The sequence below is a fragment of the Anaerolineae bacterium genome, assembly GCA_014360855.1.
Taxonomy (GTDB): Bacteria; Chloroflexota; Anaerolineae; order JACIWP01; family JACIWP01; genus JACIWP01.
Window position 1 is genome coordinate 1 of the sequence record JACIWP010000058.1, and the last position, 13,207, is coordinate 13,207.

Annotated in this window: 13 protein-coding genes; 10 read left to right on the forward strand and 3 right to left on the reverse strand. The window is 64.4% G+C overall.

Going from position 1 to position 13,207, the window contains the following annotated elements:
• Together H5T60_04780 and H5T60_04785 are read right to left on the reverse strand one after the other, a co-directional pair.
• A partial coding sequence (locus tag H5T60_04780) for a hypothetical protein (GenBank protein ID MBC7241740.1) occupies window positions 1-157 on the reverse strand: 157 nt, incomplete at its 3' end.
• Between the two features lie 47 nt (window positions 158-204).
• Window positions 205-1,497, reverse strand: coding sequence for a response regulator (locus H5T60_04785; GenBank protein MBC7241741.1), 1,293 nt, complete (start codon window positions 1,495-1,497; stop codon window positions 205-207).
• A gap of 226 nt (window positions 1,498-1,723) precedes the next feature.
• Between H5T60_04785 and ffh the strand changes: the two genes are divergently transcribed.
• The 9 genes from ffh (at window position 1,724) to H5T60_04830 (ending at window position 11,014) form a co-directional block, all read left to right on the forward strand.
• Window positions 1,724-3,049, forward strand: coding sequence for a signal recognition particle protein (ffh, locus tag H5T60_04790; protein ID MBC7241742.1), 1,326 nt, complete (start codon window positions 1,724-1,726; stop codon window positions 3,047-3,049).
• 48 nt (window positions 3,050-3,097) lie between these two features.
• Window positions 3,098-3,376, forward strand: coding sequence for a 30S ribosomal protein S16 (gene rpsP, locus H5T60_04795; GenBank protein ID MBC7241743.1), 279 nt, complete (start codon window positions 3,098-3,100; stop codon window positions 3,374-3,376).
• A 57-nt stretch (window positions 3,377-3,433) separates the two neighbouring features.
• Window positions 3,434-3,661, forward strand: a complete 228-nt coding sequence (locus H5T60_04800) for a KH domain-containing protein (GenBank protein MBC7241744.1) — start codon at window positions 3,434-3,436, stop codon at window positions 3,659-3,661.
• A complete protein-coding gene (rimM, locus tag H5T60_04805) occupies window positions 3,658-4,251 on the forward strand; it encodes a 16S rRNA processing protein RimM (protein ID MBC7241745.1) in 594 nt (197 codons plus the stop codon). Before H5T60_04800 ends, rimM begins: the two co-directional genes overlap by 4 nt.
• A 75-nt stretch (window positions 4,252-4,326) precedes the next feature.
• Window positions 4,327-5,457, forward strand: a complete 1,131-nt coding sequence (gene dprA / locus H5T60_04810; protein MBC7241746.1) for a DNA-protecting protein DprA — start codon at window positions 4,327-4,329, stop codon at window positions 5,455-5,457.
• A 50-nt stretch (window positions 5,458-5,507) separates the two neighbouring features.
• Complete coding sequence (gene topA, locus H5T60_04815) at window positions 5,508-7,805, forward strand: type I DNA topoisomerase (protein MBC7241747.1); 2,298 nt, start codon at window positions 5,508-5,510, stop codon at window positions 7,803-7,805.
• A 102-nt stretch (window positions 7,806-7,907) separates the two neighbouring features.
• Entirely contained in the window at window positions 7,908-8,843 is a 936-nt protein-coding gene (xerC, locus tag H5T60_04820) for a tyrosine recombinase XerC (GenBank protein ID MBC7241748.1), read from the forward strand.
• Window positions 8,840-9,919, forward strand: coding sequence for an aminopeptidase P family protein (locus tag H5T60_04825; protein ID MBC7241749.1), 1,080 nt, complete (start codon window positions 8,840-8,842; stop codon window positions 9,917-9,919). Before xerC ends, H5T60_04825 begins: the two co-directional genes overlap by 4 nt.
• 228 nt (window positions 9,920-10,147) lie before the next feature.
• A complete protein-coding gene (locus tag H5T60_04830) occupies window positions 10,148-11,014 on the forward strand; it encodes a dihydropteroate synthase (protein ID MBC7241750.1) in 867 nt (288 codons plus the stop codon).
• A gap of 47 nt (window positions 11,015-11,061) precedes the next feature.
• Here the strand turns inward: H5T60_04830 and H5T60_04835 are convergent, their stop codons facing one another.
• A complete protein-coding gene (locus H5T60_04835) occupies window positions 11,062-12,750 on the reverse strand; it encodes a hypothetical protein (GenBank protein ID MBC7241751.1) in 1,689 nt (562 codons plus the stop codon).
• A gap of 141 nt (window positions 12,751-12,891) precedes the next feature.
• On the opposite strand from H5T60_04835, the gene H5T60_04840 reads away from it, so the two are divergent.
• The coding region (locus tag H5T60_04840) for a MerR family transcriptional regulator (GenBank protein MBC7241752.1) at window positions 12,892-13,207 on the forward strand (316 nt) is incomplete at its 3' end.

The following is a 13,207-nucleotide window of genomic DNA, read 5'->3' on the forward strand; positions in this document are numbered from 1 at the left end:
CGGCGATGAAGCCCGACAAGCCGGCGATGATCCACAGGACCAGGTGTGCCGCCGGCCCGACATATGCCACGGCCAGTGCCACAATCCCGATCAAATCTAGGACCAGGATGGTCAGGAGTGCGATGATGGCCAGTTCGAAAGCGGAGTACCGCGTCATGGGAGCCTCGATGTCGCTTCGCCGCGTGATTGTGTCAGGGGAACAGGTCAATGCTCGGTAGAAGGGGAAGATGGTGGTGCCGCGGAGGTATCCGGCGGCTGAGTATGCCGCAGGTCCAACATCTGGGCGCCGCCAACGTAGGGCACCAGGCGATCCTGCACTTCATCCAATTGGCGCAGGACGTCGCGGATGCGCAGTGATTCGCGGGCGATGACCCGCAGGATTTCCCGCACTTCTTCCGGCACGTCGGCGCGTTCCGCCAGCCAGTGCGCGTTGCCCAACACGGCGGTGAGCGGGTTGCTGACCTCGTGCTGGACGGCGGCGGCTACCTGGCCGATGGCGGCCAGCCGTTCATTGCGGATCAACTGCTCGCGCGCGGTGATGAGTTGGGCGTTGGCCTCTTCCAGCCGGCGGGCATGTTCCCGCAGTTCATCCATCAGACGCACGTTGTCGATGACCGCACCTAGGGAGCCGGCCAGGATCTCCATGATCTCCGCGTCTTCCTGATCCAGTGCTCCCACTGCTGTGCTCTGAATGTCCAGCACCCCCAGCACTCGTTCTCCCACATACAGAGGAACAGACAACTCACACAAGGTCTGGGGATCCCAGGGACATGGCAGAAAGCGCGGTTCCTGGCGCACATCGGGTGCCAACAGCGTCTTGCCGTGACGGGCGGCCCAGGCCATCATACTGGGGCCCTCGGGGAAGAGGGGGATACGGAACCCAATGGTTGCTGGGTGCACCTGCTCGCCGGCCGCGGCAGTGATGACCAGTGCTTCCTCTTCGATGAGCGCGATAATGACCTCGAAATAGCCGAATTGCTGTTGGATGCGTTCGGCCACCCTTTGGAGGATAACCTGTAGGCCCTCGCCGGCAGAGCCGGCCATGCCGGCCAGGTAGCGCACGATGTCGTGGGCCAATGCCAGGCGAACGGCGCGCTGTTCCGCCGCCCGCCGCAGTCTCTGCATGGTGCGCATGTCCTCGAAGCGTGCCCGGGCGACGATAAGCGCGCGCTGAAGGTCGCGTCCGTCAATGGGCTTTGTCAGATAGGCGTGGATGCCGGCCTGGGTGGCCTGCAGGACCAGCTCATCTTCCTCATGGGCGCTGATCATGACCACCGGCACCGGAACGCGCACCATGATTTGACGCGCCACCTCGATGCCGCTCATGTCGGGCAGTTCCACGTCGAGCAGGACCACATCCGGCTGGCATTCTTCCAGAGCGGCCAGCGTCTCGGCGCCGGTGGAAGTTTCCCGCACGATGACATGACCATGGCGTTCCAGGAACCCGCGCAGCACTGCCCTGGTGGTGCGCTGGTCATCCACAATCATCACCCGCATGGCCTTTACTCCCTGTGCGCTGGACGCAATCATAGCACAATCCGGGGAGGCCGGCAATTATCCGGCTTGCGCAGGTCCAGGTGATTGTCCTCTGAAGGACCATGCATCTGACCTGGGCGGCAAGGAATTTGACGAAATCGCCGTACTCGGCTAGAATGGGAAAACAGGGTCGAGCGGCCGGCACTGGCCGCTCGTCTGCTGTGCACTGCGTTGGGATATCCAGGGGATGTTTGAGAATCTAACCGAGAAACTGCAGGCGGTCTTTGATAAGCTTTCCTCGCGCGGCCGGCTGACCGAAGCCGATGTCGACGCCGCTTTGCGCGAGGTGCGCCTGGCGCTCCTGGAAGCCGATGTCAACTATAAGGTTGTCAAAGCCTTCCTGGAGCGGGTGCGGGAGCGGGCCATCGGCGCGGAGGTCATGCGGAGCCTGACCCCTGCTCAGCAGGTGGTCAAGATCGTGCATGAGGAGCTGATCGCCACGCTGGGCGAGGGCGCCAAGCTCAATCTGAGCGGGCCGATCCCGCACGTGATCATGCTGGTTGGTCTGCAGGGCGCCGGCAAGACCACCGCCGTCGCTAAACTGGCACTGCGCCTGCGCAAACAGGGACAGCGGCCTCTGATGGTGGCGGCGGACATTTATCGGCCGGCGGCCATCCATCAGCTTGAGGTGCTGGGCAAACAGCTCGACATCCCCGTATACAGCGAGCCGAACAACCGCCGGCCGCCGGAAATTTGCGTCAACGCCGTCCAGCATGCCCGCAAGGCGGCCTATACCGTCGTACTGCTGGACACCGCCGGCCGCCTGCATATCAACGATGAGATGATGGCGGAACTGGAGGCCATCAAGGCGAAGGTCCAGCCGGCGGAGGTGCTCCTGGTCGCCGATGCCATGACCGGGCAGGATGCCGTGCGCGTGGCCGAGGAGTTCCACCGCCGGGTGGGGCTGACGGGTCTCATCCTGACCAAGGTGGACGGGGACGCGCGCGGCGGCGCGGCCATCTCCATGCGCCATGTGACCGGGGTGCCCATCAAGTTCCTGGGCACTGGCGAGAAGCCGGATGCCTTGGAGGAGTTTCACCCTGACCGCCTGGCTTCCCGCATCCTGGGCATGGGGGATGTGCTCAGCCTGATCGAGAAGGCGGAGCAGACCATGGACCAGCAGAAGGCGATGGAGATGGGCCGGCGGCTGGTCAGCGGCGAGTTCACCCTGGAGGACTTCCTGGAACAGCTTCATGAGGTCAAGAAGCTGGGGCCGCTCTCGCAACTGCTGGATATGATCCCCGGCATGGCACGGGTCAGCAAAGACCTGGCGCCGGAGGTCACGGAGCAACAGCTCAAGAAGGTGGAGGCCATCATCAACTCGATGACGAAGGAGGAGCGCCGGCGGCCGGAAATCATCAACGCCAGCCGCAAGCGCCGCATTGCCCGCGGCTCCGGCACCACCGTCCAGGATATCAACCAACTGCTGGGACAGTTCCGGCAAATGCAGAGGATGATGAAGCAGTTGGGCAAGACCCCGAAGCGGGGCGACCTGTTTTCCTTGTTCCAGTAAAGTCAATTCCATCATTCGCACGATTTTGCATAAGGAGAGAGCAAACGCATGGTACGCATCAGACTTCGTCGAATGGGAGCTAAGAAACAACCGAGCTACCGCATTGTGGTGGCGGATGCCGAAGCGCCGCGCGATGGACGCTTTATCGAGATTATCGGCCACTACAACCCGCGCACCGAGCCCGAAACCCTACACGTCGAGAAGGAGCGGGCGCTGTACTGGCTGCGTCAGGGCGCCCAGCCTTCCGAGGCGGTGGAGCGCCTTCTGCGCCGGGTCGGTGTGATGGATGAGTTCGAGGCGTCCAAGAAGAAGGCGGTGGCGCAGTAATTCAACCTGGCTGGACGTGCGGGAGGCATTCCGCCGGCCAAGAAAGGACGCTGGGCAGTGAAAGAGCTTGTCGAATATATCGCCAGATCGCTGGTCCAACATCCCGAACAGGTTCGCGTGCGGGAGAGGCAGTCGGGCCGCTCTGTAACCATCACGCTTCATGTGGCCTCGGACGATATCGGCCGCGTCATCGGCAAGAACGGACGCGTGGCCAATGCCATCCGCGCCCTTTTAAAGGTGCAGTCCTCGAAAGAGGGCAAGCGCGTGTTCCTGGAGATTGAATGAAGGGCCAGATGCCGGTGCAGGACGATCCCATACCAACAGAAACCGACGGGCAGGGAGTGGGGGGCTCAGAGGGGCGAAATGCTTCTGAGCCTCCTCGTTACCTGGCCGTGGCGCGCATCCGCCGGCCGTGGGGGGTGCGCGGCTTCGTCAAAATTGACGTGTGGACCGATTTCCCCGAACGCTTCCGCCGGCCCGGCCGCTTTTACGTCGGTGAGGATTACCGCCCCATCTGGCTGGAGCAGGGCCGCATCCTTAAGGGGCAGTGGTTGTTGAAATTCGCCGGCCATGATACCCCGGAGTCCAGCGGCGAACTGCGCGATCAGATCCTGTATATCCGCGTCGAAGATGCCATGCCGCTGGGCGAAGATGAGTACTATATCCACGAGATCATCGGGCTGGAAGTGTGGACGGACGCCGGCGAACGCCTGGGTCGGATCACGGAAGTCATCGAGACCGGCGCCAACGACGTCTACGTCGTGGACTGGCAGGGCAAACCCCTGCTCCTGCCAGCGATATCCCAGGTCGTCCTCTCTATTGACCGCCAGGCACGCTGCATGGTCGTCCACCTGATGGAAGGCCTGGTGCCTTGACAAACCCCCACAGAAATGATATCCTGGCCCCGTCACAGCGCAACGGTGGATAGCGCCATCAGGATTCCTGCAATGATGGACGAGCGGGCATATTGGTTGGGACTTCATATGGTGCCGGGCGTGGGGCCGGCGCGCTTTCGCCTCTTGCTCCAGGCCTTTGGGAGCATGTCGGCGGCCTGGGAGGCGCCGGCTGATTCCCTGCGGGAGGCCGGCCTGGACCGCCGCACCGTGGAGCAAATTACCTCCGCCCGCCGGCGGTTGGACCTGGAACGGGAATGCGAACGCCTGGCGGAGCGCGGCATCACCATCCTGACCTGGGATGACCCGCAGTATCCCCGCTTACTGCGCGCGGTGGACAGCGCGCCGCCGGTGCTGTTCGTGCAGGGCGAGCTGACGCCGGCGGACGAATGGGCGCTGGCCGTGGTGGGCACGCGCTATGCCACGGGCTACGGCCGTGAGGTCACACGCCGGCTGGTGACGCCGCTGGCGAAGATGGGCGTCACCATTGTCAGCGGCCTGGCGCTGGGCATTGACGGCGAGGCGCACCGCGCCGCGCTGGAGGCCGGCGGGCGCACCATCGCGGTCCTGGCGTGCGGCTTGGACCAGATATATCCACCCGAGCACCGCCGGCTGGCCCAGGAAATCGTCGAGCACGGCGCCCTGCTCTCGGAATATCCGCTTGGCACTCTGCCGGAGCGCCGTAATTTCCCGCCCCGCAATCGGCTCATCAGCGGTTTGGCGCGCGCCACACTGGTGGTAGAGGCCGGCAGTCAGAGCGGCGCGCTCATCACCGCCCGATTTGCCGCCGAGCAGGGCCGGGATGTCTTTGCCGTGCCCGGCAGTATCCTTTCCCCTCGTCAGTCCGGCACCAACTGGCTCATTCAAGAGGGCGCTATCCCTGTGGTGAGCCATGAGGATATCGTGCGCTGTCTGCAGTTGGAAATGCTGCCGGCCAAGCAGGAGGCACAGCGCGTCCTGGACATCTCGCCGGCAGAGAGCGCCTTGCTCGCCTGCCTGGGCGAGGAACCGATGCACATTGACGAGCTGGGCCGGCGCTCTGGGCTTACCATTGATGTGGTCAGCAGTACCCTCACCATCATGGAACTGAAGGGGCTGGTGCGGCAGATGGGCGGCATGCAGTATGTCAGCACGGTGCAAACGCCCTTGGACCGCCCCACCGGCCCTTCCAGACCACTTCGTGAATGAGGTTCCCTATGACGGAAGAGACCCTGGAGGCTTACTGCCTGAAATGTCGGATGAAGGTGCCCCTGGCAGACCCTGTCCCGACGTTCAACAAGAGGGGCCAGCCCATCACCCGGGGGCGCTGTCCGCAGTGCGGCACAACGTTGACGCGCCTCGGCCGCACGCCGGCGCATGAGAACCTGGCGCCGCCGGACCCGCCCGAGCGCTCCGGCAAGCTGGTGATTGTGGAGTCGCCGGCGAAGGCGCGCACCGTGGGCCGCTTCCTGGGTAAAGGATATAAGGTGGAAGCGTCTATCGGCCATGTGCGCGACCTCCTGCGCTCGCGGCTTTCGGTGGATGTGGAGGATAACTTCAGGCCCCAGTACCGCGTCCCCAACGAGAAAAAAGCGGTGGTGAAGAAGCTGGCGCAGGAGGCCGAGAAGGCGGAGGAGATTTACCTGGCCACTGACCCGGACCGGGAAGGAGAGGCCATCGCCTGGCACCTCTTGGAGGCGGCCAAGATTGATCCCTCCCGGGCGCGGCGGGTGGTCTTCCATGAGATCACCCGCGATGCCATCGAGGAGGCGTTTGCCAACCCGCGCGACATCAACCAGAACCTGGTGAACGCCCAGCAGGCGCGCCGCATCTTGGACCGGCTGGTCGGATATCAGATCAGCCCTCTGCTGTGGGAACGCGTGCGCAACCGCACCACCGCCGGCCGCGTGCAGTCCGTCGCCGTGCGCCTCATCGTCGAGCGGGAGCGCGAGATCCAATCCTTCGTCCCGCAGGAGTACTGGTCCATCAGCGCCGAGCTGGCCAAGCATGAAGAACCTGTCCCGAAGTCACGCAAGACCTTCATTGCGAAGCTGGCGCGCATTCGAGGCGCTGAGGTAGACCTCAAGAACGAGGCGGAGACCCGCCAGGTCATCGAGGAGCTGGAGCGCTCGCTGTACCGCGTGGCGGGGATCAAGCGCGGCCAGCGCAAGCGCCGGCCCTCTCCGCCTTTCACCACGAGCACCATGCAGCAGGAAGCCTCACGCCGGCTGGGCTTCACCGCCAAGCGCACCATGGCCGTGGCGCAGGCCCTGTACGAGGGCATCCCTCTTGGCGATAAAGAGGGGCCGGTGGGCCTCATCACCTATATGCGTACCGATTCGGTGCATGTCGCCGAGGTTGCCCAGCGGGAAGCGCGCCAATTTATCCAGCAGGCATTCGGGGAATCGTACCTGCCCCCACACCCCCCGGTCTATAAGACGAAGGTGAAGGGCGCACAGGAGGCCCATGAAGCTATCCGCCCGACCTCGGTGTTCCGCACGCCGGAAAAGGTGCGTCCGTACCTGAATCGCGATCAGTTCCGCCTATACGAGTTGATCTGGAAGCGGTTTGTGGCGAGCCAGATGGCGCCGGCGGAGCTGGACACGCTGACGGTGGACATTCACGCCGGCCCTTCTCCGGAGCAAATGCCCTACCTTTTCCGGGTGAGCGGCTCGTCGGTGCGCTTCTCCGGCTTCCTGGCGGTATATGAGGAAGCGCGGGATGAGGACGCGGCGCCGGCGGAGGGCGAAAGCCCCATTGACCTGCCGCCGCTGGAAAAGGGGGACCCGCTGGACCTTATCCGCCTACTGCCGGAACAGCATTTCACCCAGCCGCCGCCGCGCTACACCGAGGCCACGCTGGTGCGCGCCCTGGAGGAGCGCGGCATCGGCCGGCCGAGCACCTACGCGCCCATCATCTCCACCATCCAGGCGCGCGGCTACGTGGAACGGGTGGACCGCCGGCTGGTGCCCACGCAGTTGGGCATGATCGTGAATGACCTGCTGGTGGAGCATTTCCCGGACATTGTGGACTACGATTTCACGGCTCGGATGGAGGAGAACCTGGACCGCATCGCGGCCGGCGAGGTCGACTGGGTGCCCGTGCTCAAGGACTTCTACGCCGGGTTCTCCCAGGAGCTGGAAAAGGCCCGCCAGACCATGCAGAAGATCGAGCTGGATGAGGGGGTCACCGACGAGGTCTGCGAGCAGTGCGGCAGTCCCATGGTCATCAAGTACGGGCGGTTTGGCAAGTTCCTGGCCTGCAGTAATTACCCGGCCTGCAAGAATACAAAGTCGTATGCCGAAAAGGTCGGGGCGCGCTGTCCGGAGTGCGGGGGAGACCTGGTGAAGCGGCGCACCCGCCGCGGCCGCACTTTCTACGGCTGTTCCAATTATCCAGCCTGCGGTTTTACCATCTGGAAGGAACCGTTATCCACAGCTTGTCCACAATGCGGCGGCCTGCTGGTGGTGGACCGGAAGGGATGGGCCAAGTGCTACCACTGTCAGGAAGAGTTCGAGATCGATTCTCTGCCCGTGGGCGAGGCGGTGAGCGAATAGGGGGCGGATGTGGCGCGGAGAGGACGCGCAACCAATGAAGAAGAGCGGCCGGCGCTCCAGCCCACGCTGGAAGCCTGCCTCCAGCGCTTCCTCACCTACCTGATGGCGGAGCGCAACGCCTCGACCTATACCCTGCGCAATTACCAGCGCGAGGTGCAGGAATTCCTGGAGTTCGTCCAGGAAGAGGGCGTTTCCGACCTGAATCAGGTCACCCGTGCCGTGGCCCGGCGGTATATTGCCTGGCTGGGCAGTAAGGAATATGCCCAGGCGAGCGTGGCACGCCGCGTCTCGGAGGTGCGCTCGTTCTTCCGCTATCTGCAGAGGATCCACTGGGTGGTGGCGAACCCCTTTGAGCGGGTCGCCGGCCCCAAGCTTCCCCGCCGCCTGCCCCAGTACCTGACGGTGGAAGAGGTGGAGCGCCTGCTGGCCGCGCCGGACCTTTCGACGCCGCTGGGCATCCGCAACGCGGCCATTCTCGAGGTACTGTATTCCGCTGGCGTGCGCATCAGCGAGCTGGTCTCCCTGAATGTCAGCAGTGTCAACCTGGCGGCGGGGGAGATTCGCGTCTGGGGGAAGGGGGCCAAAGAGCGTGTGGCGTTCCTGGGGCGCCAGGCCCAGGCCGCGCTAGCACGTTATTTGCAGGAAGCGCGTCCCAAACTCGCCGCCGGCAGTCGGCACGGCCGGCCGTCGCCGGCGCTGTTCCTGAACCAGCGGGGGGAGCGCCTCTCGGCGCGAGGAGTGCAGGGCATCTTGCAGGAGCTGGCGCGCGCCGCCGGCATCGAGAAAAGGGTTACCCCGCATGTACTGCGGCATTCCTTCGCCACTCATCTGCTGGAGGGCGGCGCCGATCTGCGCGCGGTGCAGGAAATGCTCGGGCATGCCAACCTGTACACCACGCAGATTTACACCCATGTCAGTCAGCGCCACATGCGCAGGGTCTATTTGCAAGCGCATCCGCGCGCCGGCGGCGAAGAGCCGGCCGATATCGCCCACGTTCCCGATTCACCCACGCCGTCACAAAAGAAGGAGGAATCATGATTCCCGAACGATTGGCCCGTCTGCGGCAGAAGATGCAGGAGCTGGGTGTGGATACCTTTATGGTGACCCAGCCGGAGAACCGGCGCTATCTGAGCGGCTTCACCGGCTCCGCCGGCGTGCTGTTCATCACCCAGGAAGCCGCCCTGATCGCCACCGATTTTCGGTATTATGAGCAGTCCCGCCAGGAAGCCCCCCTGTTCGAGCTGGTCAAGATCGAGGGCAAGCTCGAAGAGCTGTTGCCCCATATCCTGGAGCGTCTGGGCTCGCGCAAGGTGGCGTTCGAGGGCGATCACCTGACGTATGACGCGTACACCACGTACCGACAGGCCATCCCAGAGCAGATTGACCTGGTGTCCACCAAGGATGTGGTGCGCTGGCTGAGGGCGGTCAAGGAACCAGAGGAGATCGCGGCGATCCGCAAGGCGGTGGCGCTGACCGATCGGGCCTTTGACATCTTGCGGGAGATGATGCAGCCGGGCATGATCGAGCGGGAGCTGGCTTGGAAGCTGGAGCAGGAGATGCGGCAGGCCGGCGCTGAGAAACTGTCCTTCGACGTCATCCTGGCCGGCGGGCCGGCGTCTGCCATGGCGCATGCGAAGGCGAGCGAGCGGCCTCTGCAGGCCGGCCAGCCCGTCGTCATCGACACCGGCTGTGTGTGGCAGGGCTACTGCTCCGATTTGACCCGTACCGTTATCCTGGGGGAACCGGATGCGCGCTTCATGGAGATATACGGGATTGTGCGGCAGGCGCAGGAGCGCGCCCAAGCGAACCTCCGGGCCGGCATGAAGGGCAACGAGGCGCATGCGCTGGCGGAGGAGGTCATCGAGCGGGCCGGCTACGGCGATGCCTTCGGCCATGGGCTGGGGCACGGCGTGGGGCTGGCCATTCACGAACTGCCTGTGCTCAGCCCGCTTTCCGACCACACCCTGGAGGCCGGCATGGTCTTCAGCGTGGAGCCTGGCATCTATCTCCCCGAGTGGGGTGGGGTGCGCATCGAGGACCTTGTCTTGCTGACGGAGCAGGGCGTTGAGGTGCTCAGCCAGGCGAAAAAGGAGCCGGTCATCCCCATCCGCTGACTGAGGTAACAGTCAGGTGACAGTCACCTTACAAGTGACTGTCACCTTTCATGGGGCCTCTGGCGCGTTCCCGAGGCCAACACGCCTCCTGAATGTAGTTGACAAGAATGGGCTTTGCTGGTAATATAGCGAATATACTGGCGGTATACAGACAATCGATATTGTGCTCACCGTATCCCAGGCTTCATTCCCCGGCGTTCATTTCTTGTTGAAAGAGAGGAGAGTGCCATGAAAACCGTTCTCAGAGGAACCAAGAAGGAAGTCGTGATTCAGCCGGATGCCCTCACGGTCATCATTGGCGAGCGCATCAACCCCACTGGCCGCAAGAAGCTGGCCGCCGCGCTGGTCGCCGGCGACCTGGAGTACGTGCGCCGCGAGGCCGTCGCCCAGGTGCGCGAGGGCGCCCATGTGATTGACGTCAACGTGGGCGCCGCCGGCGTGGATGAGGTAGACCTCCTGCCCAAGGCGGTGCTGGCTGTCGCAGAGGTCGTGGATGTCCCCATTTGCATCGACAGCTCCAGCGTGGAGGCCATCGAGGCGGCGTTGGCGGTGTGCCCTGGCCGGCCGCTGGTCAACTCCGTCAACGGCGAAGAGGAAAAGCTCGAGCGTATCCTGCCCCTCGTGAAGAAATACAACGCCGCCGTCATCGGCCTGACCATGGATGACAAGGGCATCCCCAATGACCCGCACGAGCGCCTGGCCATCGCCAAGAAGATCGTGGATCGGGCGGAAGCCATTGGCATCGCTCGCGAGGATGTTATCATTGACTGCCTGGCTCTGACCATGGGCGCCGACTCCAAGGCCGGCCTGATCACCCTCAAGACCATCGAGCTGGTGCGCAAGGAGCTGGGGAACAACATCACCCTGGGCGCCAGCAACGCCTCGTTCGGCCTGCCTGAGCGCGAGGTCATCAACGCCGGCTTCCTGGCTATGGCGGTGTACGCCGGCATGAACTGCCCCATCGTCAACCCGCGCAAGTCCCGCCTAGCCCTGGCCGTGGCGGACCTGGTGCTGGGCCGCGACGATTATGCCATGAACTACCTGCGGGCGTATCGCGAACTGCAGAAGCTGGCGCAGGAAGAGGCTCAGCACTAGCCATCATCTCAGGGAACAAGGGAGCGGGGCCGCAACGGCCCCGCTTTTTACGTGGTGAACATGAAGGCGATGCCGAGGGATTTGGCCTCGCGGGCCAGCCGGCGCGCCTGGGCCTCGGGCAACAGCACTTTCGCCGGCCCCAGTTCCACCGCCGCCGCAAAGAGGGCCGGCAGTCGCTCCTTCAGCCACCCGAGCACCTCCGCGTCAGCGAATTCCAGCGCGACCCAGCGCGTCATGCGGAGGCGCGTTCCCGCTTCCCACAAGCGGGCCAGCATCTCCTGCTCCGGCTGGGTCAGCGGCCGGCCGCAGGCATGCTCGATAAAGCGCTGGATGGCCGGCAGGTTAATGCCCTGCTGGCGGGCGGTCAGGAGGGAGGCCGGCGTGATGCGGTACTGCTGTGCGTGGCCGGCGCGTTCCGCAAAGCGCGCCAGTTGCAGGGCGTAGTACAGCGGGCTCTCTGGATGAAGTTCCAGCACGAGACCCTCATGGAGGTGGACTGCCGGCGCCGGCAGGGCTTGTTCCGGTTCGGGAGCGCCGGAGATGAAGCGGGCGCCGGCGTCGGTGAGGCGGAAATAGGTGGGGGCGCCGGCGGGGTCCTCTCCCAGCTCCACCGCTCCCAGCCAGAACAGCGGCCCTTCCAGGTAAAAGCGGATCAAAGCCCCCTCCACCTTGTCCCAGGTCTCGAAGCCGCGCAGAAGCTCCCCCGATGCCGCATCCCGGATGTACCACGATTGATAATCTCCGTCCGGCCGCTGGAAATCGGGGTCTTCCAGGCGCAGGTATTCGACCAGGTCGGCAATACGGTACGGGCTGTCAGGGACCAGCCCCTTCAGGTGGGAGAGGAAGCGCTGGCGCGAGGCGTGGGGGTCGTTGGACCAGCCGGTAGGCTCGCACTGCAGGCCCGGCACATATCGGAGGTCGTTCCATTCGCTGGATTCTCGCCATGCTTCCAGCAGGGAGCGCTGTTGATAGGAGCGTGGAAGCTTGAGCCACTGCCGGCTGGACTGGGGATGCAGTGAGAGCCGGCCCTCTTTGGCCTGGGTGAGGTTCAGCTCCTGGCAGAGCTGGAGCAAAAGGGCCAAGCGGGTCTTGACATAAGGCGCGTCCGGTTGGGAGAGACGGCCGGCCAGGCGCTGTGCCTCCGATTCCGCCAGAGGAACGCCCTCTCCCGTCCGAGGGCGGTAGAGCTGAATGAACAGCAGGATATGGAGGATATCCATCAGGCCGGCGCCGGCCTTCCACTGGGTGTCCGCTGGCATTTCGGCGATAGGCTCGGGGTAGGTGCCGGCGGTCCGCTCCCCCGACAGGTCCGGCAGTAGGGGGAGCAGGTCAGTGGGGATGAAGATGGTCTCCACCATATCCTCGCCCATCTGAGCGAAGCCGCGCCCGAGAAAGCCCTTGAACCAGAGCAGTTCCGCCGGGCCGGCCGGCGCCAGCCAGGGCTTTTCCCGCTCCAGCCGGCCGGGGCCGAAGCGCCGGATGGGGCCGTAGCGGTGCTGGAAGACGTGGGCGCGCAGTGCGCCGCCGGCGCGCTGGAGGTCGGCCAGCGCCTGCCGCTCCTCCGGGGTCATGCCCCGCAGGGCCTGCTGGATGGAGTCCTCGCGGAGCAGGGCCTCCGCGAGCTGGCCGGCCAGCTCCGGCCGGCTGGTTCCGCTGGCTTCCGCTCCCCGCAACCAGGCGATGGCCCGCAGATGTACCTCGTCGAAATCGTACAGCACTTTGGCCAGGGTGCGCATCGAGCCGCTTCCTCTCGCCGGCCCAGTTTGTCATTCCTTCTGCCGCACATTATAATCAACAATGGTTGGCTGGCGCAACGCGCAGGGTAACCCCAACCCCAGAGAAGGCGCGTATCCATTACCTTTATAGAGGGGAAAACGATGACGGAGCAGAACGTGTTGACACCGGGCGAAGTCGCTCATCTGTTGGGCATTTCACCCTCGACGTTACGGCGCTGGTCCACCCGCTTCGCCGAATTCCTCTCGTTCGGCGCCGGCCACACCTCTGCCGGCACCGCCTCCCACACCCACCGGCGCTATACGCAGGAGGATGTCGCAGTACTGCGCACCGTCCGGGATATGCTCTCGCAGGGGTTTACCTATGAGCATGTCCTGAACAGCCTCTCCCTACGCGCCGGGGTGAAGGAGCCTCGTGAAGGGGAGCTGGCCGCTGTCCAACAGGAGGCCGCGGCGCCGC

Coding starts and splice junctions, on each gene's coding strand:
- rimM (MBC7241745.1), top strand. CDS start 3,658: ATGAAGGGCCAGATGCCGGTGCAGGACGATCCCATACCAACAGAAACC.
- H5T60_04830 (MBC7241750.1), top strand. CDS start 10,148: ATGAAAACCGTTCTCAGAGGAACCAAGAAGGAAGTCGTGATTCAGCCG.
- H5T60_04785 (MBC7241741.1), bottom strand. CDS start 1,497: ATGCGGGTGATGATTGTGGATGACCAGCGCACCACCAGGGCAGTGCTG.
- H5T60_04835 (MBC7241751.1), bottom strand. CDS start 12,750: ATGCGCACCCTGGCCAAAGTGCTGTACGATTTCGACGAGGTACATCTG.
- topA (MBC7241747.1), top strand. CDS start 5,508: ATGAAGGTGCCCCTGGCAGACCCTGTCCCGACGTTCAACAAGAGGGGC.
- dprA (MBC7241746.1), top strand. CDS start 4,327: ATGGACGAGCGGGCATATTGGTTGGGACTTCATATGGTGCCGGGCGTG.
- xerC (MBC7241748.1), top strand. CDS start 7,908: ATGGCGGAGCGCAACGCCTCGACCTATACCCTGCGCAATTACCAGCGC.
- ffh (MBC7241742.1), top strand. CDS start 1,724: ATGTTTGAGAATCTAACCGAGAAACTGCAGGCGGTCTTTGATAAGCTT.
- rpsP (MBC7241743.1), top strand. CDS start 3,098: ATGGTACGCATCAGACTTCGTCGAATGGGAGCTAAGAAACAACCGAGC.
- H5T60_04825 (MBC7241749.1), top strand. CDS start 8,840: ATGATTCCCGAACGATTGGCCCGTCTGCGGCAGAAGATGCAGGAGCTG.